Origin of the sequence: Rubellimicrobium rubrum (genome assembly GCF_006152115.1) — a bacterium.
In the GTDB taxonomy this organism is placed as follows: domain Bacteria; phylum Pseudomonadota; class Alphaproteobacteria; order Rhodobacterales; family Rhodobacteraceae; genus Rubellimicrobium; species Rubellimicrobium rubrum.
In genome coordinates this window covers 62,786-83,196 of sequence record NZ_VDFU01000017.1, presented here as the reverse complement: position 1 = coordinate 83,196, position 20,411 = coordinate 62,786, and the positions used below count along the sequence as shown (strand labels likewise).

The following is a 20,411-nucleotide window of genomic DNA, read 5'->3' as shown; positions in this document are numbered from 1 at the left end:
AGCCTCATTCCCGCTCCGCGGCAGCAGGCTCCCCGGCACCCCCGTTGGCATCCAGATGACGTCCTTCATGGCCGAGATGAAGGTAGTTCCCGTTGTACAGCGACGCAGCCTTCAGCGCATCGAGGTCATGAATGACCAGGATGCGGTCCCGGATCTCCACCAGGCCGTCCTCCCGCACGGCTTGGAAGGTGCGGCTGACATGCACGGTCGAGAGGCCCGTGATGTCGGCGATCATCGTCTGGGTCAGCGGAAACTCGCAACTCAGGCCATCGGATCGCCCGGCGGCCTGCAGACGCAGATAGATCTCGCAGAGCAGGTGCGTGATCCGTTCGAAGGCGGTTCGCTGGCCCAGATTCACCAGCCATTCCCTTTGAGTCGCCGTATTGACCAGCGATTCCCACCACAGGGCCTGAAGCAGCCGCGGATTGCCGAGCGTGACCTCCTCCAGCAGTTCCCGCGAGATCTGAGCGACGGTGACCGGTGTGACCGCCGCGATGAAATGATCCATCTCGCGCAGGATGAACACGTTCAGGTCGCAGACGTCACCTGGGATGAACAGGCCCAGCACCTGACGGCGCCCATCCTCGAGGTACTTGTAGCGGCAGGCCCAACCCTCCACGACCAGTCGCATCACGCGGGGTTCGTCCCCTTCGCGCACGATATCATCCTTGGCACGGTAGCGTTGGTGACGCTCATCGAACAGCCGGAGCGCACCAGCCCGATCGTCAGCGGACAGGCGCGTATAGCGCTCGAGCTTGTGAATCAGCGGATTGTGGATCGATGGTTGACTGGTTCTGCGCATGTGACGCAACCCTTCACGAAAGCTCGTCAGCGCACGATAACTTATGTTGAAGATGGGCTGCCCTGAAAAGTCGCAACGCCTGAACAAAGCGATGCAAGGACAGGATGGGCCGCAGTAAGTCATGCTGAGGGTGGCCAGACCGTGAACGGCTCGTTGACCCAAGACGATTTGGAGGCCGGCCAACTCCGCACCCTGCTCCGGGCCACGAGCGGGGTCCATTTCCGCCTGAGCGCCGACGGCGCGCTGATGACTCATCTGTCAGGGCGGGACATCGACGAAACCCTCACCGTTCCGATCGATGACTGGCTGGAGCGCTTCATTCCGCCAAAGGATCGGGATCTGGTACGCCGCACCCTGGCGCGGGGGAGGCAGGAACGTTGCGCCCTGGACCTGGAGCACCGTGTCCTGCGACCCGACGGAACTCTGCGTTGGCTTCAGTCCTGGTTGATCCCGCTGCCTGGCCCTGGCGGAGAGGTACTGGGGTGGATCGGTGCGGCCCGGGACGTCACCGCCCGGCACGAGGCTGAGGTGCAATTGGCTGAACGCGAGGAACGGCTCCGTCTGGCGCTGGGAGTGGCGGGACTGGGCAGCTGGGACTGGGACCTCGACAGCGGCCGGGTGACCTGGTCCGCAGAGCATCTGGCCCTGCTGGGCTATGTTCCGGGCCAAGTGATCCCAAGCTTTGAGGCATGGGCCGCCCGGGTCCATCCTGATGACCTTGTCGCGGTCCAGGCCAGGATCACCGAAGCGCGCGACAACGGCCTGCGATACGAGGCCGAGTTCCGCGTCCTGCCCGGCGAGGGCGCAACGCGCTGGTGCCGCGCGCAAGGCCGTTTCCTTTACGATGCGACCGGCCGCCCGGTCCGCATGCTGGGCGTCATGCAGGACGTGACACCGGAAAAGGAAGCCGAAGCCCGGCAGCGGCTCCTGTTGGCCGAGTTGCAGCACCGCGTGCGCAACACCATGGCGGTGATCCGGTCCATCGTCCGCCGCAGCGCCCAATCGGCTACGAGCAAGGATGACTACGCCACGCATCTGGAGGGCCGCCTAAGCGCCCTGACCCGCGCGCAGAGCGCTCTTACCCGGGCCCCCAGCGGCAACGTCGACCTAGAGGCCATTCTGCGGGACGAGTTCCAAGCCGCCGCGATGGGCGCGGACCGCCTGGTCCTGTCAGGACCGCCCGTGCGTCTTTCGGCCCGCCAGGCCGAAACGATGGCCCTCGTGGTCCATGAACTCACCACGAACGCCATCAAGCACGGCGCCTTCGCCATCCCGCACGGCACCGTGGCCGTTGTCTGGTCGATCTCGGACGGCGATCCGTCCAGGGTGCTGCTGCGCTGGACCGAGACTGGCGGGCGGCGCTCGGGCTCGCCGCGGCGCAAGGGCTTCGGCACCGAGTTGCTGGAAAGGATGCTGCCTTACAGTCTGGGTGCGCAGTCGCGTCTCCAGTACCGGCCCGAAGGATTCGGGTGCGAGATCGAGCTTCCCTTATCGGCTACGCCCGATTGACCGCAGGCCCAAGGACGGTTGCGCCGGACGGCCCGACAGGCCACCACTGGCGCGGATCAACCGAACCGGACCGCGCCCTTGCTCAGCGACCGCAAGAACCAGCATCTCGACATCGTCCTGGACGGCCGAGGCCGTGGCGCGGCCCGGACGGGCTTCGACACGATCGCCTTTGCCCATGTCGCCTTGCCCGAACTCCACATGGACGAGATCGACCTGTCCACGTCCTTTCTGGGCCGGCGTATCGGCGGGCCCCTGCTGGTCAGTTCCATGACCGGCGGACCCGCGCGTGCAGATACGATCAACCGGCATCTGGCGACGGCTTGCGCGGCACTGAACCTCCCCCTCGCCGTGGGATCGCAGCGCGTCGCCATCGAAGCCGGAGAGGTTGGCGGCTTGGGAACCGAGTTGCGCGCGCTGGCCCCGAACGTGCCGCTCCTGGCGAACATCGGGGCGGCCCAGTTCAACACCGGCTTCGGAGCCGACGAGGCGCGGCAGGCCGTGGACATGATCGGGGCCGACGCTCTCATCATTCATCTCAATCCCTTGCAGGAAGCCGTTCAGCCCGAGGGCGACCGCGACTGGCGGGGCCTTCTGCACCGCATCGAGGAGGTGGCGCGCAGGCTTCCGGTACCGGTGGTGGCCAAGGAGGTAGGCTCCGGCATCTCGGGGCCGACGGCGCGCAGGCTCTGGGATGCGGGCGTGCATGTGATCGACGTGGCGGGCGCGGGCGGCACGAGCTGGGCGGCTGTGGAGGCCGAACGGGCGCAGACCCCGCGGCAGGCGGCGGTCGCCCGCGCCTTCTCCGGCTGGGGCCTGCCGACGGCACGGGCCATTGCCGAGGTCCGGGCCGCCTGCCCGGATGCGGTGGTGATCGGATCTGGAGGCATCCGCGACGGCGTCGATGCGGCCAAGGCCATTCGACTAGGCGCCGACATCGTAGGCCAGGCCTCGGGCCTGCTCGAAGCCGCGACCCAATCCGCCGAGGCGGTCGTCGAGCATTTCGAGACCGTGCTCGCCCAACTTCGGGTGGCCTGCTTCTGCACGGGCTCGGCCGACCTCGGGCAGTTGCGCCGGGCTGCCCTGCTGGAGCCCTAGGCCCTCAGCAGGTGCCGGGCGGCGCGACGGCCCGAGATGACGGCTCCCTCTAGGGTTGCCGGCAGACCTGTCCGCACATGATCTCCGGCCAAGGCCACGTTCCGCCACGCTGTCCCTACCGCTGGGCGGCGCGATGCGCCTTCGGGCGACTGGTCGAAGGTCGCCGCCCGTTCGCGCAGGAGGCGGCGGGCCAGCGGCGCGGCGCTCCCAAGGTCGAGGGCACGCGCGACCTCGCGCCAGAGCACGCCCAATGCCTCGTCCCGCTCCATGGGCCAGACAGGTGTGTCCTCAGCCGCCGAGACGGTGACCGAGAGCACGTCGCCCCGGCGGAACACCCACTGGGCGTTCGAGGACAGGAGCCCGAGCAGAGGCGGCGCATCCATGGCGAGATCGCGGTCCACCCGAAAATGCGCGTTCAGGATGGCCGGTCCGGGGGCAGGCCGCGGGAGGTTGGGCAAGAGATCCGCCAAGGCAGCCGGAGGCACCGCCAGGACCACGGCATCCTCTTGCCCCAGCGCCACTCGTAGCCCATCGGCAAAGACCAGCCCCTCGGCGCGACCGTCTGTCAGCACAAGCCCGGCCAGAGAGGCCCTAAGATTCAAGGCGACGCCCCTGGCGCGCAGATGATCGAGAGCCGGGTCGATCAGAGCGGACCCGAGTCCTTCGGGGGCCAGGACGGGACGGCAGGCGGCGGCCCCTCGAAAGAAGCTCCGCACCAGCGCCGCGCGCAGCAGCGCCGCCGACCCGCGCTCGGGGGCCATGTTGAGCACCGCCGTGGACATGGGCGACCAGAAAGACTGCCACATCGGCCCCCGATCCCGCACCGCCTCGGCCACGGTGCGGTCCTGCCGGGCGACTAGCAGTCCCGCCACCCCGGCCAGCGCCGCGGTCGGGGTCACGCCGGGCGGACGGGCATCGGACCGCATGGCCGCAAGCGGCGTCCGGGGCACGCGGACGGTCCAGCGCTGCCCGTTCTCCAGGTCGACGAACGGAAAGGCCGCCTCGGGGAGCGTGTCCAGCCGGTCGGTCGCGCCGATCCTGCGCGCATGCGACAGGACCGCCCGGTTCCCGGACAGGATCAGGTGATTGCCGTTGTCGATGCGGCGGTCCAGCACCGCGTCATGGTAGCTTCGGCAACGCCCGCCCGCCTTGGCCGAGGCTTCGTGGATCGTGACGCGGCAGCCCGCCTCGACCAGATCGAGCGCGGCCGCCAGCCCCGCAAGGCCCGCCCCGATGACGTGGGCATGCCTCGTCACTGCCCGGCCAGGCTCCTTGCCGCGCAGGTGATCCCGTCGGCCGCCTTACGCCAGCCTGGGCGGCGTTCGGGCGGACGCGTCCAATCCGCCTCCATGTCGGACAAAAGCCGGTCGTACGGTCCCATCATCATGAGGGCGGGCAGGATGCGGACCCAGGCGTGACCGCGCGCGGCCGACTGGGCCCGGCGGAACTGGGCGCGCGCGACTTGGCCCAACTGCCGCCGCGCCTCGGGCAGGGCCGGATGCGACCAGGCCAGATGGGGGTCGGACGGCACGCCCGCACTCTGTAGAACGGTCGATGGCAGATAAAGCCGCCCGAGGCCCGCATCCTCCTCCACGTCTCGAAGGATGTTGGTGATCTGCATGGCGCGTGCCAGGGACAGGCCGAAGCGCCGGGACGCGTCCCCCCTCCAGGCACCGAAGACCCGCATCGACAGCAGCCCCACCGCTCCGGCCACGCAGCGCACATACCGCTCAAGTCGGACCGGATCGGGAGCAACCATTCCTTCCGCGTCCATTCGCATGCCTTCGAGGATCAAATCGAATTCATGCCGAGGCAGCGCGTAACGATCCACCGCGCGGGCCAACTCCTCGCCGACGGGGGTACGGGGAACCCGACGGAAGATGCGCTCCACCTCGTCTGACCAATCGGCCAAGGCCTCGACCTTATCCTGCGGCGCCATCATGCCGTCGGCGATGTCGTCCACGATCCGGCAAAAGGCGTAGACTGCAAAGATCGCCTCGCGCCGCCGACGAGGGAGAACGCGCATACCAGCCGCGAAGGAGGTCCCCGACTCGGTGACGATGCGGCGCACCTCCTGTCGCGGGGGAAACTCGGTCAGCGCAGGGATCGCGGTCACGCCCTTTCCTTTCCAGCCGGCTCCAGCGCGCGCGCCGCTCCGCGCGGGCCCATGGCGGCCCAGGCCCCGACAAGTCCCGCGCGCGCGAACTCCGACCCCGAGGGTGCCACCCGTCCTGCGATGGGATCGGCGCGCCGCAGCCGCGCCGACAGCCGCCGGGCCAGCCATAGGATCGACGCGGCCTCGCCGGCCAGACGTCGCGAAGCGAGGGAGGCGGGCAGACCCTCGGCCCCGTCGAGCAGCGCGTCGCAACGATCAAGCGTCCGGTCCACGACCCGGCGCAGCGCCGGCGACATCGCTGGGGCCGTCAGATCCTCGGGTCGCGCCCCCTCCTCGCCCATCCAGACAAGTGGCAGGTAGCGGCGGGATAGGTGCAGGTGATCGGCTTTCAGATCCTGCAGATGGTTCAGCACCTGCAACGCCGTGCAAAGGCGATCGCTCATCGTCCAGGCCGCCCGGCTTTCCCCATGTAGGTCGAGAAGGAATCGCCCCACCGGATTCGCCGAATCATCGCAGTAGGCCAGAAGGTCGCTCCAAGTGTCGCAGGTTCCTCCGCCGGCATCCCAGCGAAAGGCCGCAAGAAGCTGACGGGCGTGGCTTGCGGGCTCGGGCCGGTCGAGCGCGGCCAGTGCCCGTCCGTCCGGAGACCCGTCCGGATCGCCATCCAGGCCGCTCTCATGCCAAGCGAGCCGTAGCAGCTTGTCCTCCTTGGACAAATGAACGTCATCGGCAATGTCGTCGGCAGCCCGCGCGAAGCGGTAGAACAGGTGCACAATTCCGCGAAGATCATGCCTTATCAGCATGGAACCGACCGGGAAATTCTCCTTGGCGCTCATGCCGAAGCCCCAGTCGCAATCGTTTTTTCCTGGTGACGAGAGCGCATCTCGATTTAGTTCCATCCGCAGGGGCCGTGGGGATCAATCCCCGCGCAAGACAGAATGGGGTCCAGCCGTGTTTTGGCAAACGAAAAGCGCGTGCATGGCGGCGGCGGTCGGCCTCGCTGCGGGGCCGGTCGGGGCGGCCGACCTGCAGATCGAGGTCGCGGGACTGCGCAACGCCGATGGGACGGTCTATGCCGCCGTCTGCACCGAAGACCAGTTCCTGCAGCCCGCCTGCACCTATTTCGGCAGCGCCCCCGCCACGAACGGGATCATCTCGGTGACGGGGGTGCCGCCCGGCACCTATGCCGTTCAGGTGATCCACGACGAGAACGGCAACCAGACCCTCGACCGCCCCGGGCTCCTGCCGACCGAGGGGATGGGCTTCTCGCGCGATGCACCGATGCGATTCGGGCCGCCGCGGTGGCGCGACGCGTCCTTCGCGCTCGATGAACCGGGCGCCACCGTGCGGCTTTCCATGAGGTACTTTCAGTGAGATTGATGCGGACGCGCCCGAGAAGCGGCCGACGGGTCGTAGTGATCGGCGCAGGCCCCGGAGGCTTGGCGACAGCGATGCTGGCGAGGGCCGCGGGCGCCGAGGTCACGGTGATCGAACGCGGCGACCGCGTGGGCGGCCGCACGGCCGGTATCGAGCAGGACGGCTACGTCTTCGACACTGGTCCCACCTTCTTTCTCTACCCCGAGATCCTGCGCGAGATCTTTGCCGCCTGCGGGCGGGATCTGGACATCGAAGTGCCGATGGTGCGCCTCGATCCGATGTACCGGCTGCTGTTCGAGGATGGGCGGCGCTTTGACGCCAGTGCGGACATGGAGCGGCTCAAGGCCGAGGTGGCCAGGATCGACCCGGCCGATGCTGCGGGCGTGGAGCCCTACTTCGCCGACAACCTCCGCAAGTTCGAGGCGTTCAGGCCGATCCTCCAGAAGCCGTTCCAGAACCTGGGGGCCTTTGCCGACCCGGCCATGTTGAAGTCACTCCCGATGCTGCGGCCCTGGGCGACGGTGGACAGCGACCTGTCCCGCTGGTTCAAGAACCCGCTGGTGCGGCTCGCCTTCTCGTTCCAGTCGAAGTACCTGGGCATGTCGCCCTTCAAATGTCCGTCGCTGTTCACGATCCTGGCGCATATCGAATACGCGCACGGGGTCTGGCACCCCATCGGCGGCTGCAACGCGATCCCTAGGGCTATGGCACGCGTCCTGGCCGATATGGGCGTGGAGGTACGTCTGTCCGAGGCGGTCGAGGACATGCAGTTCGAAGGCCGCCGCGCCACCGGCGTGCGGACCGCGCAAGGCACCTACCCGGCCGATGCGGTCGTGGTGAACGCCGATTTCGCCCATGCGATGAAGCGACTGGTGCCGAACCGGCTTCGCCGACGCTGGACGGACGAGCGGATCGACGGCAAGTCCTTCTCCTGCTCGACATTCATGCTCTACCTGGGGCTCGACACCACGTTGCCGGGCCTGGCGCATCATACCATCTGCCTGAGCCGGGAGTATGACCGGAACATCCGGGAGATCGAGGAGGGCAAGGCCCCGACGGATCCCTCCATCTATGTCCAGAATGCGAGCGTCAGCGACCCGACACTCGCGCCGCCGGGTCACTCGGCGCTGTACGTTCTGGTCCCGGTGGGGAACCTTCGGGCCGGGGTGGACTGGCAGGCGCTGGCGCCCTCGTATCGCTCCATGGTGCTCGACCGCCTCGCAATGTTCCTGGGCCACGACATCCGCCCCCATATACGGACCGAGCGGATGCTGACGCCGAACGACTGGGAGGAGATGGGCATCCATCTGGGCGCGACGTTCAACCTGGCGCACAACCTGGGCCAGATGCTGCACAGGCGGCCCCGGAACCGCTTCGAGGACGTGGACGGCGTCTACCTCACCGGTGGCGGCACCCATCCGGGCAGCGGCCTGCCCACGATCTTCGAGTCGGCGCGGATCGCGACCAAGCTCTTGGCCAGGGATATCGGACTGGACGCGTCGCGCGTCCCGGAAAGCGCATTAGCGGAGGCGGCGGAATGAGGATCGGGGGAACGGGGATCATCGGCGGGGGCCTGGGGGGGCTGGCCGCCGCCTGCACGCTGGCGGCGCGCGGTCACAAGGTCACGTTGTTCGAGAAGAACGCCTGGCTTGGCGGCAAGGCTGCCGTTCTGGAGGAACAGGGCTTCCGCTTTGACATGGGGCCGACCATCCTGACCATGCCTCGCGTGCTGGAACGCATCTTCGCCGAAGCGGGGCGGAACCTGTCCGATTACCTGGACCTCGTCCGGCTCGATCCGCAATGGCGGTGCTTCTACGACGACGGCACGGTGCTCGACCTTCGCAACGACCCGGCCCAGGCGCGGCAGGCCATTGGCGCGATCAGCCCGCAGGACCAGAAGGGGTTCGACGACTTCATGGCCGTGGCGCGGCGCCTCGCGGACGTGTCCGACAAGTTCTTCTTCTGGAAGTCCGTCGAGGACCTGAAGGACACCATGAACCTCAAGGCCAACATGAGCCTTGAGACGCTGTCGGACGTGCTGTCGCTGCGGATGCACCGGACGGTCGCGGGCCAGATCAAGCGCAACGTTGCCGATCCGCGCGTCCGGCAGATGCTGGAGCACTTCATCCAGTACGTGGGGTCGTCCCCCCTCGGCGCGCCGGCGGTGCTTTGCGGGATCGCGCAGATGCAGTTGGGCGAAGGCGTCTGGTATCCCATGGGCGGAACTCGGGCGGTGCCGCTGGCCCTCACGCGGCTGGCCGAGGAACTGGGCGTGGACTTCCGCACCGGCGTGGACGTGACCCGCATCCACACCGAGGATGGGCAAGCTAAGGCGCTGGTGACCGCCGAAGGCGAGCGGTTCGAGTTCGACCGGGTCGTGTCGAACATGGATTCGGTGCGGACCTACAAGGAGCTGATCGGCGGCACCGCCTGGAACAGCTTCTCGCGCGGGCGGACCCGCGAGGCCGCCTGCTCGGGCGTGGTTCTGTATCTTGGGCTGAGCAAGGCCTATGAACACCTGGCGCACCACAACTTCGTCTTTTCCCGCGACCCGGAGGAGGAGTTCGGCGCGATCTATGACAAGGGCGAACCCGCGCCCGACCCCACCGCCTACATCGCCGCGCCCGCACGGACTGAGCCGGGCGTGGCCCCTGAGGGCGGCGAGGCGCTCTACATCCTCGTCCACACGCCCTACCTGCGCGACAGGCACGACTGGTCCAAGATGCTTCCCGCCTACCGTCGCACGATCCTCGACAAGCTGGCCCGCGCGGCCGGAATGGGCGACCTCGAGGAGCGGATCGTGGTCGAGCGGACGCTGACGCCCCAGGACATCCACGACCGCTACAAGGTGCTGAACGGGGCGATCTACGGGCTCGCGTCGCACGGCAAGGTGCTGGGCGCGTTCAAGCCGGGCAACCGTTCGCGTCAGGTGAAGGGGCTCTACCTCGCGGGGGGCTCGGCCCATCCGGGGCCCGGGATGCCGATGGCGCTCATGTCCGGCTGGATCGCGGCGGACACGCTCCACCAGGACGCCACCTCCAACGCCGCGCACGTCGCGGCCCAGTGAAGACGATCATGCGCAACCGGGCGGTGGCGCAGGATCCGATGGCCCTACGCCATCCGCAGATGACGCGGTTCTTCGCCGCCGTGATGGCTCGTCAGATGGCCGCATCGTTCCGCGCGGTGCGGCTGGCACGGCCCGGGCTGTCCGACCTGCCGCAGGACCGCCCGCTGGTCGTTTATTCCAATCACCCTTCCTGGTGGGATCCAGCCTTCTTCATGGTGCTCCACCCCCGTCTGTTTCCCGACCGCGAAGGGTATGGCCCGATGGAGGCCGCGATGCTGGACCGCTACAGGTTCTTCCGCCGCATCGGCATCTTCGGGGTGGATGCCGGAAGCCGGTCGGGAGCGGCACGGTTCCTTGCCACCTCGCAGGCGATCCTCGCGGACCCGCGACGGATGATCTGGATCACCGCACAAGGCCGCTTCGCCGATCCGCGGCAAAGGCCGCTCGACATCCGCTCCGGGGTGGCCCACCTGCTGGCCAGGATGCCACAGGCGGTCGCGGTGCCGCTGGCGCTGGAATACCCGTTCTGGAGCGAGAAGCGGCCCGAAGCGCTGGCGGCCTTCGGTGCTCCGCTGGACGGAGCGGCCGACGCGGCGGCTTGGGCGCCACGGCTGGAACGGGCGCTGACCGAAACCTCGGACCGGCTGGCCACCCTTGCAATGGCCCGCGACCCCTCGGCCTTCGTGAACCTTCTGCCCGGCCGGGCGGGGGTCGGTGGCGTGTATGAAGCGTGGCAAAGGCTACGGTCCATGGCGCGGGGGGAACGGCACGTGCCCGATCACATGGCGGAGGGCGGTTGATGCTTTTCCTCGCCGTCCTCGCACTGGTGCTGGCGGGCCTTTATGCCGTCATGACGGCCCTGAACTTGGCGGCCTATCGTCCACCACCCCCGCAGGGCGACGGACGGCCGCATCTGTCGGTCCTGATCCCAGCCCGGGACGAGGCGGCTAATATCGGACCGCTCCTCGACTCCGTTCTGGCCTCCTGCGGCGTGGATTTGGATATCGTGGTGCTCGACGACGGCTCCTCGGACGGCACCGGGCGGATCGTCCGGGATTGGGCCGCCCGAGACCCTCGCGTCCGCCTGATCGAGGGGGCGCCGCTGCCTCGGGGCTGGGTAGGCAAGCAGCATGCCTGCTGGCAGTTGTCGCTGGCCGCCCGGAGCCCCCTTCTGGTCTTCATCGACGCCGATGTTCGGGTGCATCCCGATGGGCTGTACCGACTGGCCAGCTTCGTCCAGGCCCGCGGCCTGGGACTGGCCAGCGGCTTTCCCAGGCAGATCGCGATCACGCTGGGCGAGCGCATCGCCATTCCTCAGATGCTCGTGGTCCTTTTGGGCTATCTTCCCATCTTGGCTTCCCGCCGACACCCGACCGACCCACGGTTCGCAGCGGCGTGCGGGCAGCTCCTGGCGGTCACGCGCTCGGCCTACGACGCCAGCGGCGGACATGCCGGTATCCGGGGAACGATCCACGACGGCATCCAGCTTGCCCGCGCGGTCAGGGCGGCTGGGTTCGCCACGGACCTGTGCGACCTGACCGGCCTTGCCGTCTGCCGCATGTATTCGACATGGACCGATCTTTGGGCCGGGTTCTCAAAGAACGCGCGCGAAGGCATGGCGACCGCCCGAGCGCTGCCGGTCTGGACGCTGCTGCTGGGGGGCGGTCACATCCTGCCCCTCCTGCTCCTGCCATTCGCGAGCGGGGCCGCCTTCTGGCTGGCGCTTCTCGCGGCGGCGCTTGTCTGGACCGCGGCAGGGGCCGTGGCCGTTCGGGCCCGGATGTCCTGGCTGTCCGTCCTCCTGCACCCGGTGGGCGTGGCCCTCACGCTGCTGATCCAGTGGAACGCGCTGATCAAGGGGCCGAGCCGCCGGCCCGCGGTGTGGAGAGGGCGCAGCTACGACCTATGAGCGGATTCCCTTGGCATAGGGTGTTCCACCCACTCTGCGGCGCGGACCCCCTGACCCTGCTCAGACTCGTGCTGCGGAACGGACCGCCCTCGCTTGGGGGCACCCCTGCCTATGTGGTGGCTCTTGCCACGTCGCTCGTGCGGCTGCCGTTCACGGTTCTCGACCTTGTCATGGAGGCACTGGCGCCAACCCGCATCGTTCCGCCGGTCTTCATCGTAGGCTATCCCAGAAGCGGCACCACGCACCTTCACAACCTCATGGCCGCCTCGGGGGTGTTCGCGACAGCGCCCCCCGTCCTGGCCGCCATGCCATGGGAGGCACGGACGCTGGCCCCAGTCGCCAAGATATTCATCGACCCTTACCTGCCCCGCACCCGGCTGATCGACGGCGTCGCCATGAGCCCCGAAGCCCCGACCGAGGATGAGGTCGGGCTCGCCAATCTGGGGCTCGCCTCGTACTTCCATGCCGTCTACTTTCCGAGCCATTTCGCCGAGGATTATCGCGACGGCTTGTCCAGCCCGGCGCCCGAGGGTCGGCGGCGCGCGATCCGCCGTTATGTCCGCGCTCTGGGACGGCGGGCCCGAGGGCGGCCCCTTCTGCTCAAGAATCCCGCCTACACGGCGCAGGTCGGAACATTGCTCGACCTGTTCCCGAACGCCCGGGTGGTTCACATCCACCGCGACCCGCGCGCGGTCTTCGACTCCTCCCGGCGCGCCCTGCGGCGCACGATGGACGAGCTGGCCGTCCAAAGCTTTGCCGAAGCCGACATCGACAGCGCGGTGCTGGAAACCTACCCCCTGGTGATGCGAGCCTTGCGTGAACAGGCCGCCCCCCTGTCCCGCCGACAGTTCGCCGAAGTGGCTTTCGAGGACCTCACTGCGGATCCCCGGCGGGTCCTGCGGCGGCTCTGGCAACAACTCGACCTGCCTGCCCGGCCCGACAGCATGGCGCGGATCGAGGCGCATCTGGCTCAGGTCGCGGGATTCCAGCCGGAAGGGGCGCGGCTGGACGCGGTGGACCTGCGCCACCTTCGGAGCGCTTGGCCCGAGGAGCTGGCCCTGTACGGCCGCTAGGTCAGCGCAGCAGGAACCGGATGACCCGATTGACCGTGGGGCCGAAGGGCGGACGCGCCAGCCGGGCGGGCATGAGGCGCGACGCCACCATGATGCTGCGCGGTCGCGTGAAGGTCAGGAACCCTTCCTCGCCGTGATAGGTGCCCATGCCGGATTCTCCCGCGCCGCCGAACGGCAACGCATGGGCAGCCACATGCAGGAGGCAGTCATTGACCAGGGCTCCGCCGGACCGCACCCGCGCCACCACGCCTTCGCAGGCGGCACGGTCGCGTCCCAACACATACAGGGCCAACGGACAGGGCCGGGCGTTCACGAACCGCTCGGCATCCGCAACATCATCGTAAGGGATCAGCGGAAGGATCGGCCCGAAAATCTCCTCGCGCATCAGCGGGGAGTCAGGGTCCGGGTCGAGCACCGCCCAGGCCCCCATCCGGGGGGCTCCCGGCATCGGGTCCATCAGTGGAAGGGCACTCTCTCCGTCCAGCAGGCGGTGCAGCCGATCTCGGTCGGGCGCGCGGAGGATCGCTGCATAGTCGGACCCGTCAGGGTCCGGATAGAGCGCCCGGGTCGCGCGGGCCAGTGCCTCCCTCACCTCGGTCATCCGGGCGCGGGGCACTAGGGCATAGTCGGGCGCGACGCAGGTCTGACCCGCCGAGAAGAGCTTTCCCGCCATCAGCGACCGGGCGGCCTCATCAAGGTCGAGGTCCGGCAAGAGGATGGCGGGGGACTTTCCACCCAACTCCAACGTGACGGGCACGAGGTTCCGGGCCGCCGCAGCAAGAACCCGGCGTCCGGTCTCGGTCGAGCCGGTGAAGAACAACCCGTCGAGCGGAAGTTCGGTCACGGCACTGGCCACCTCCGCGCCGCCTTTCACGACGCGGACGAGATCCGGGGGCAACGCCCCCTCAATGATCCGGCCCAGGAGTTCCGAGGTGCGGGGCGTCCACTCCGACGGCTTGAGCAGCACCCGGTTCCCGCCCGCCAGGGCCGCCACGAGCGGCAGGAGAGTCAGCTGAATGGGATAGTTCCAAGGACCGATGATCCCCACGCGACCCAGCGGCACCCGCTCGACCCGGCCCGACGCGCCCAGGAACTCGGGCGGGAGGCCGACACGACGAGGCTTCATCCAGCGCTTCAGCCGCTTCACCGTCCAATCGATGTTGGCCAGCACCAGCCCCACCTCGGCGATCATCGTCTCACTGCGAGGCCGTCCGCCAAAATCGGCGTCCACGGCAGCCGCCAGCGGCTCCGCAGCCTCCTTCACCGCGCGGCGGAGCGCGGCCAGATGCAGCCGCCGCTCCGCAAGGTCGGGCACCGGCGCCGTCAGGGCCTGAAAGGCGTCGCCGACTAGGTTCCCTGCGCTGAGATCATGCTCACCATCCATGCGACAGCCCGTCCCCTTCCTGTGGATTCCGAAACGCCAGGAATGGGCGTCAGCCAAGACCGGCTCTCCGGTCGGATAGGGATGGAAGCTAGTTCCTCGCCAGCATCGGGGCAACGTGCCTCCGGGCCCGAGCGCGTGAGACAAGGGCGGCATCCCCCGCCCGGCGAGCGAGTTGCGGCAAGCCGAATCAGTCCCGTGCAAGCTGGAACCGGACCGGGAGGTGGACGTTCATCAGGCCTAACCGGTCCGGCACGGCCACTGGCCTCGGACCGCGCAACCGGAGGAATGATTGCCATGGGTCTCTTTACCAAGGACATCAACACGCTTGACGACCTGTTCGTACACCAGCTTCAGGACATCTATTACGCCGAGAACCAGATCACGAAGGCTCTGCCGACGATGATCGCCAAGGCGACAGATCCGGGGCTCCGCTCTGGCTTCCAGCAGCATCTCATCGAGACGCAGAACCAGATCAAGCGGCTGGAGCAGGTGTTCCAGATGCACGGGCAGACCCCCAAGGCGGTGGACTGCCCGGCGATCGACGGCATCATCAAGGAAGCCAACGAGGTCATCGGTGAAGTGGCCGACAAGGAAGTGCTCGACGCCGCTCTCGTCGCCTCGGCCCAGGCCGTGGAGCACTACGAAATCACCCGCTACGGCACGCTGATCGCGTGGGCAAAGCAACTGGGGCGTGACGACTGCGCGTCCGTGCTGCAGCAGAACCTCGACGAGGAATATGCCACCGACAAGAAGCTGACCGCGATGGCCGAAGCCAAGGTCAACGTCCGCGCTGCCTGAAACGTCAGAATAGTATGAATGAAGGGCCGGTGGGAGCGATCCCGCCGGCCCTTTCGCATCTATGTCGCCTGTCTGGTGATGCCGGCTGAATTACCGGCTCCTTGCGTGGCATCCGCGGCGTTTGCCCGGGCGGAGGCCAGCCCCGCCCGGATAGTCCAAGCGGTCAGGCCTGCCCCGATCCGGGCTCGGCCTGCTTGCGGTGCTGCTCGGCCAGCATGCCAGCGGGGGTGATGTTGGCGATGGCGCTCTGGAGCTTGTTCTTCCAGCCCGCGACCACGTCGCCTTCGCCGTTCATCATCGCGTCCCAGCCGACCTTGGCCACCATCGCCGGATCGTCCTTCTTGCCGGAGCCCACCTTGGTATCCTCCATGTCGGCGCGGTCAAAGAATTCGGTTTCGGTCGCGCCGGGCATCAGGTCGGTCACGGTGACGCCGCTGTCCTTGATCTCGTTGCGGAGCGCAAAGGCGAAGGAGTTTATGAATGCCTTGGTGCCGTTATAGACGGCCTGGAAGCTCCCCGGCATGAAGCCCGCGATGGAGCCGGTGATCAGGATGCGGCCCTGCCGACGCGCCACCATGTCGCGCGCCACCTTCTGGATCAGGTAGATGGTGCCGGTGATGTTGGTGTCGACGACGTGGCGGGCGTCGGTAAAATCCTGATCCAGGAACCCATGGCCGAGGCCGTGTCCGGCATTCGCCATGAGAACTTCAACCGGGCGGCCCCGAGCGGCGGCATAGAGCTTGTCCACGCCGTCCAGGGTGGAAAGGTCGGCCTCGATGGCCTCGACCTCGGCCCCAAGGGCGCGGAAATCGTTCGCCGCTTCGTGGATCTTGGACTGATCGGCCGCGATGACGAGGTCGTGGCCGTTCTCGGCGCAAAGCTTGGCCAGTTCGTAGCCGATGCCGGACGATGCGCCGGTGACGATGGCGAGGGGACGGGACATGAAGGGATCTCCTGGGGGGATGTTTCGGGAATGCGGCGTCATGCCGTGTCGGCACGACCCTGCACGATCACGCTTCCAACGCCCTGCTCGGGCCTGACGTTCCCATCGGGAACCGAGCCGCGCGCGGCGTGTTTGCCGGGAAAGCAAGGACGGGAGCCAAGCCATGGCCGAGACCACGACCGATCACGACACCATTCGCACATGGGCCGAAAGCAAGGGCGGCAAGCCAGCCGCCGTGGATCGGACCCATTCCGACAAGGATGTGGGCCTGATCCGCATCATGTTCCCGGATGCCCCGAACTCGCATCACGACAACCTCGTGGAGATCTCCTGGGAGGAGTTCTTCGAGGAGTTCGACGCCAAGGATCTGGCGCTGCTCTTCGACGAGAAGAGCCTGTTCAACAAGCTGGTCGGCCGCGACACCGCCGAGAAGCGCGAGCATGGGGATCACGCCGCCGCGCGTCACAAGTAGGCACAGGCGCCGATCCGCCGCTTCACTGTCGGAGAACCTGCGGCAGGACAAGTTCCACCGCCCACGGCCCCGCAGGTCCGATTCCGCCAAGATGTTGCCCCTCCTACCGAAATGATCGGAGCAAACGTGGAACTTACCCGCAGCCGGTCCGTTGGCGTGGGCGGTCGCCATGGGACGGCGGCGTAGGGTCGGGAACGCGAATGAGATTGGTGGTGTTCGGGCTCGCCGTAAGCTCCTCCTGGGGCAATGGCCACGCGACCCTGTGGCGTGGCCTGATCGGCGCGCTGACGCGGCTCGGTCACGAGGTCGTCTTTTTCGAGCGCGACGTTCCCTACTACGCCGAGACGCGCGACCTCACCTCCCTCCCCGACGGAGCGGAGCTGGTCCTGTATCCCGATTGGGCGTCCGTGCGGTCGCGTGCCCGGCTCGAGGTCCAGCAGGCCGATGCGGTCATGGTCACGTCCTTCTGCCCGGACGGACCACAAGCGTCGGAACTGGCTTGGGACGCTGCTAGGGGTCTCACCGTCTTCTACGACATGGATACCCCGGTGACCCTGCGCCGCCTTGAGATCGGGGAGACGGTGGACTTCCTGCCGGCGCAGGGCCTCGCGGGATTCGATCTCGTGCTGAGTTATACCGGAGGTGTGGCGCTCGACCTGCTGCGAACGCGGCTCGGGGCGCGGCGGACGGCTCCGCTTTATGGCCATGTGGACCCAACAACGCATCGCCCGGGCATTTCCGACCCGGCTTTTCGGGGGGATCTGTCCTACCTCGGCACCTACGCCGCCGACCGTCAGGCTGCTTTGACCATGCTGTTCATCGAACCCGCCCGGCAGACGTCCGACCGGCGCTTCGTCCTGGCGGGAACGGGCTATCCGACGGACTTTCCCTGGACGGACAACATCTTCTTCGTGAAGCACCTGCCTCCCCCGGATCACCCGGCCTTCTTCGCGTCGTCGCGGCTCACGCTCAACGTCACGCGCGAAGCGATGGCCTCTATGGGCTGGTGCCCCTCTGGACGGCTTTTCGAAGCGGCGGCCTGCGGCATCCCGGTCCTCAGCGATAGCTGGGAGGGCTTGGACGAGTTCTTCACGCCCGGCGTCGAGATCCTGACGGCCACGACCACCGCAGATGCGCTGGCGGCGCTGGAGATGCCGGATGCCGAACTGGCCCGCATCGCCAGGGCTGCGCGCGAGCGTGTGTTGGCCGAGCACAGTTCCGACGCACGCGCCGCCGAACTCGTGCAGCTCTTGGGCGCAAGCCATGGCGCTGCCAGACATCAATCAGAAGGACGAGTTGCATGTGGGGAATAATTCCCGCCGCGGGGAACGGCACGCGGATTCAGCCTCTCGCCTTTTCCAAGGAACTTCTGCCCGTGGGCGGGCGCCTGTCCGGCGATGGCCGCAGCCGTCCCAAGGCCGTGAGCGAGTTCCTGGTGGACCGGATGGCCTTGGCAGGGGCGAGCAAGGTCTGCTTCGTGATCTCGCCCCACAAGGCCGATATCCTGAAGTACTACGGCGGCCACTGCGACATCGTGGAGATTGCCTATGTCGTCCAACCCGAAGCGTCGGGCCTGTGCGACGCCATCTTCCGCGCCCATCCGGTGATCCCGCACAACGAGCCGGTGCTCGTGGGACTGCCGGATACGATCTGGTTTCCCGACGACGCACTGCGCGCCCTGCCGGATGACCGCCTGTCATTCCTGCTGTTCCCGGTGGAGCAGCCCCAGTTCTTCGACGCGGTGGTGACCGACGCCGACGGCCGGGTGCTGTCGATCGACGTAAAGTCCCCCGATGTCCGCACCAACTGGATCTGGGGCGCGTTCAAGATGCCCGGCCACATCTTCCACGAGTTGCGGGAGTTCTGGCTGTCACGCCCCGAACGCGACGAGTACATCGGCACGCTCATCAACGCCTGGATCGCCCAAGGCGGCAGGGCGCAAGGGGTGCGGGCAGGCACGCTCTATGCGGATGTCGGAACCCTCGAAGGCTACCGGCTGGCCATGGAGCTCCTGAGCCCGGAACCCGTGCGGGCCGCGCTCTGAACCATGGACGGGATCCTTGAACGGCTGGTTCGAGGGGAGCGGCTGCCCGAGCGCGTGGTTCTGGTGGTGGCCCACCCGGACGACGAGACGCTAGCGCTCGCCAGTCGCATGAACAGGATGGACGACCTTTGCATCGTTCACCTGACCGATGGATCGCCCCGCGACATGCAGGATGCGCGCCGTGTCGGGGCGGAGACCGTGGAAGAGTATGCCGAGCTGCGCCGGCAAGAGCTGCGGGCCGCCATGGCGGTCCTGGACGCGACGCCCGAGCTGCGCTGCTGCTGGCATCCCGACAAGGAGGCCATCCTGCATGGCGCGGCCATCGTGGAGCAGTTGGTCCGCTATCTTTGGGATGCCGAGGTCGTGGTGACCCATTCCTACGAGCACGGTCATCCCGACCACGACACGGCAGCGCTTTGCGTGGCCTTGGCCTGCCGGCACCTCGAAGCGCAGGGCCGTCCGGCCCCGCGGCATCTTGAGTTCCCGAGCTACCACTTGCGCGACGGCCGGACTGTCTTTGGGTCCTTTTGGACCGATCCGAACGCCCCCGAGGTAAAGATCCCTCTGTCGCCCGAGGACCAGGACCGACGCAGGCGCAGCCTCGCCTGCTTCGAAAGTCAGATGGGCTTCCTGAACCAGGTTCCGCACTGGGAGGAATGGCTGCGGCCCGCACCAGCCTATGATTTCCGCGCGCCGGCCCCCCCGGGGTCGGCCTTGTACGACGGTTGGGGCTGGAACATGACCCTGACCGAGTGGAGGCGCCATGCGGACACACTGCTGGATCAGGCGTCGCCGTGACCCTGACGGTCCTGAGCGTGTCCTATCCGCTCGCCCCCGTGACTGCCGATCCAGTGGGCGGAGCCGAGCAGGTGCTGTCCCGGCTCGACCGGGCCCTGGTAGCGGCCGGTCACCGCTCCATCGTGATCGCGCCCGAGGGGTCCCGCGTGGCAGGCGAGTTGCGGTCCGTTCCGGCGATTGCGGGCCCGATCTCCGACACCGAGGCGGAGCATGTGCGCGCTGCCGTCCGCGACCGGATCGCCGAGGCGATGACGCGCGACCGGCTGGATGTGATTCACCTGCACGGGATCGATTTCCACCGCTACCTGCCGCCCAGCGGCCCGCCGGTGCTGGTGACTCTCCACCTGCCGCTCGACTGGTATCCGCCCGATGCCCTGTGCTCGGCCCGGTCGCGCACCCATCTCCATCCGGTCTCGGCGGCGCAGGCGGCGACGGCTCCGACAGGCGCACGGATCGAGGCTCCCATCGAGAATGGCGTGGAGATCCCCGACCTGAAGGTCCGCAGGCGGAGCTTCGCGTTTGCCCTGGGCCGCATCTGCCCCGAGAAGGGTTTCGATGACGCGCTGGCTTCGGCCGAGATGGCCCATGTGCCGCTGTTGATCGCCGGTACCGTGTTCCCCTACCCCGACCATCAGCGGCACTTCCACGAGGCAGTCGAGCCGCATCTGGGCTGGCGCCGCCGCTGGATCGGCGCTGTCGAAGGGCGCTGCAAGCAGCAGCTTCTAGCTGCGGCCCGCTGCGTGCTGATCCCCAGCAAGGCGCGCGAAACGTCATCCCTAGTTGCCATGGAGGCCATGGCCGCAGGAACCCCGGTCATCGCCTATCCCAGTGGCGCTCTGACCGAGATCGTGGAGGATGGACGCACCGGGTTCCTGGTGGAGAGCGTGAACGGCCTCGCGGATGCCATGCGCCGCATCGATCGGATCGATCCCGAGGTCTGCCGGGCAACGGCACGGGCACGCTTCTCGGCTCAGCGCATGGTGGCCCGCTACCTCGAACGCTACGCCGAACTGGCGGGCTGATC

The 20,411-nt window shown here is 67.8% G+C and carries 20 protein-coding genes; 14 read left to right on the top strand and 6 right to left on the bottom strand.

Annotated elements, in window-relative coordinates; translation table 11 throughout:
• Positions 1-4: 4 nt before the first annotated feature.
• Entirely contained in the window at positions 5-802 is a 798-nt protein-coding gene (locus tag FHG66_RS14185; protein ID WP_176556263.1) for a Crp/Fnr family transcriptional regulator, read from the bottom strand.
• A 141-nt stretch (positions 803-943) separates the two neighbouring features.
• On the opposite strand from FHG66_RS14185, the gene FHG66_RS14180 reads away from it, so the two are divergent.
• Together FHG66_RS14180 and fni are read left to right on the top strand one after the other, a co-directional pair.
• Entirely contained in the window at positions 944-2,311 is a 1,368-nt protein-coding gene (locus FHG66_RS14180) for a sensor histidine kinase (protein ID WP_139077718.1), read from the top strand.
• 78 nt (positions 2,312-2,389) lie between these two features.
• Entirely contained in the window at positions 2,390-3,406 is a 1,017-nt protein-coding gene (gene fni / locus FHG66_RS14175) for a type 2 isopentenyl-diphosphate Delta-isomerase (RefSeq protein WP_139077717.1), read from the top strand.
• Here the strand turns inward: fni and hpnE are convergent.
• The 3 genes from hpnE to FHG66_RS22325 are packed head-to-tail and all read right to left on the bottom strand — an operon-like array spanning position 3,403 to position 6,358.
• On the bottom strand, positions 3,403-4,662 hold the full coding sequence (gene hpnE / locus FHG66_RS14170; RefSeq protein WP_139077716.1) for a hydroxysqualene dehydroxylase HpnE: 1,260 nt from the start codon (positions 4,660-4,662) through the stop codon (positions 3,403-3,405). The two genes, fni and hpnE, sit on opposite strands and share 4 nt — an antisense overlap.
• Positions 4,659-5,522 carry a squalene/phytoene synthase family protein gene (locus FHG66_RS14165; protein WP_176556257.1) on the bottom strand — a complete coding sequence of 288 codons (864 nt, stop codon included), beginning with the start codon at positions 5,520-5,522 and terminating at the stop codon, positions 4,659-4,661. Before FHG66_RS14165 ends, hpnE begins: the two co-directional genes overlap by 4 nt.
• The gene (locus FHG66_RS22325; RefSeq protein WP_139077714.1) at positions 5,519-6,358 is read right to left on the bottom strand and encodes a squalene/phytoene synthase family protein; all 840 of its coding nucleotides are present in this window, start codon (positions 6,356-6,358) and stop codon (positions 5,519-5,521) included. The genes FHG66_RS14165 and FHG66_RS22325 overlap by 4 nt, the downstream gene beginning before the upstream one ends.
• A gap of 142 nt (positions 6,359-6,500) precedes the next feature.
• On the opposite strand from FHG66_RS22325, the gene FHG66_RS14155 reads away from it, so the two are divergent.
• The 6 genes from FHG66_RS14155 to FHG66_RS14130 are packed head-to-tail and all read left to right on the top strand — an operon-like array spanning position 6,501 to position 12,948.
• Positions 6,501-6,896 carry a DUF2141 domain-containing protein gene (locus FHG66_RS14155; protein WP_176556262.1) on the top strand — a complete coding sequence of 132 codons (396 nt, stop codon included), beginning with the start codon at positions 6,501-6,503 and terminating at the stop codon, positions 6,894-6,896.
• Between the two features lie 5 nt (positions 6,897-6,901).
• On the top strand, positions 6,902-8,440 hold the full coding sequence (gene crtI, locus FHG66_RS14150) for a phytoene desaturase family protein (protein ID WP_139077712.1): 1,539 nt from the start codon (positions 6,902-6,904) through the stop codon (positions 8,438-8,440).
• Positions 8,437-9,966: a phytoene desaturase family protein gene (locus FHG66_RS14145; RefSeq protein ID WP_139077711.1), complete on the top strand. Its 1,530-nt coding sequence runs from the start codon at positions 8,437-8,439 to the stop codon at positions 9,964-9,966. Before crtI ends, FHG66_RS14145 begins: the two co-directional genes overlap by 4 nt.
• An 8-nt stretch (positions 9,967-9,974) precedes the next feature.
• Positions 9,975-10,766 (top strand): lysophospholipid acyltransferase family protein, encoded by a 792-nt coding sequence (locus tag FHG66_RS14140; protein ID WP_139077710.1) that lies wholly within the window; start codon positions 9,975-9,977, stop codon positions 10,764-10,766.
• On the top strand, positions 10,766-11,875 hold the full coding sequence (locus FHG66_RS14135; protein ID WP_139077709.1) for a glycosyltransferase family 2 protein: 1,110 nt from the start codon (positions 10,766-10,768) through the stop codon (positions 11,873-11,875). Before FHG66_RS14140 ends, FHG66_RS14135 begins: the two co-directional genes overlap by 1 nt.
• Positions 11,872-12,948, top strand: a complete 1,077-nt coding sequence (locus FHG66_RS14130) for a sulfotransferase family protein (RefSeq protein ID WP_139077708.1) — start codon at positions 11,872-11,874, stop codon at positions 12,946-12,948. The genes FHG66_RS14135 and FHG66_RS14130 overlap by 4 nt, the downstream gene beginning before the upstream one ends.
• A gap of 1 nt (position 12,949) precedes the next feature.
• Here the strand turns inward: FHG66_RS14130 and FHG66_RS14125 are convergent, their stop codons facing one another.
• Complete coding sequence (locus FHG66_RS14125) at positions 12,950-14,332, bottom strand: aldehyde dehydrogenase family protein (RefSeq protein WP_139077707.1); 1,383 nt, start codon at positions 14,330-14,332, stop codon at positions 12,950-12,952.
• Positions 14,333-14,626: 294 nt separating this feature from the next.
• On the opposite strand from FHG66_RS14125, the gene FHG66_RS14120 reads away from it, so the two are divergent.
• On the top strand, positions 14,627-15,130 hold the full coding sequence (locus FHG66_RS14120; RefSeq protein ID WP_139077706.1) for a YciE/YciF ferroxidase family protein: 504 nt from the start codon (positions 14,627-14,629) through the stop codon (positions 15,128-15,130).
• 163 nt (positions 15,131-15,293) lie between these two features.
• Here FHG66_RS14120 and FHG66_RS14115 read toward each other — a convergent pair whose 3' ends face one another.
• Complete coding sequence (locus tag FHG66_RS14115) at positions 15,294-16,073, bottom strand: SDR family NAD(P)-dependent oxidoreductase (RefSeq protein ID WP_139077705.1); 780 nt, start codon at positions 16,071-16,073, stop codon at positions 15,294-15,296.
• 163 nt (positions 16,074-16,236) lie between these two features.
• On the opposite strand from FHG66_RS14115, the gene FHG66_RS14110 reads away from it, so the two are divergent.
• From FHG66_RS14110 to FHG66_RS14090, 5 genes are all read left to right on the top strand, one after another.
• A complete protein-coding gene (locus FHG66_RS14110; protein WP_139077704.1) occupies positions 16,237-16,545 on the top strand; it encodes a hypothetical protein in 309 nt (102 codons plus the stop codon).
• A gap of 200 nt (positions 16,546-16,745) precedes the next feature.
• Positions 16,746-17,858 carry a CgeB family protein gene (locus FHG66_RS14105; protein ID WP_139077703.1) on the top strand — a complete coding sequence of 371 codons (1,113 nt, stop codon included), beginning with the start codon at positions 16,746-16,748 and terminating at the stop codon, positions 17,856-17,858.
• Positions 17,846-18,589, top strand: coding sequence for a nucleotidyltransferase family protein (locus FHG66_RS14100; protein WP_139077702.1), 744 nt, complete (start codon positions 17,846-17,848; stop codon positions 18,587-18,589). The genes FHG66_RS14105 and FHG66_RS14100 overlap by 13 nt, the downstream gene beginning before the upstream one ends.
• 3 nt (positions 18,590-18,592) lie before the next feature.
• The gene (locus tag FHG66_RS14095; RefSeq protein WP_139077701.1) at positions 18,593-19,387 is read left to right on the top strand and encodes a PIG-L deacetylase family protein; all 795 of its coding nucleotides are present in this window, start codon (positions 18,593-18,595) and stop codon (positions 19,385-19,387) included.
• Complete coding sequence (locus FHG66_RS14090; RefSeq protein ID WP_139077700.1) at positions 19,384-20,409, top strand: glycosyltransferase; 1,026 nt, start codon at positions 19,384-19,386, stop codon at positions 20,407-20,409. Before FHG66_RS14095 ends, FHG66_RS14090 begins: the two co-directional genes overlap by 4 nt.
• Positions 20,410-20,411 lie beyond the last annotated feature (2 nt).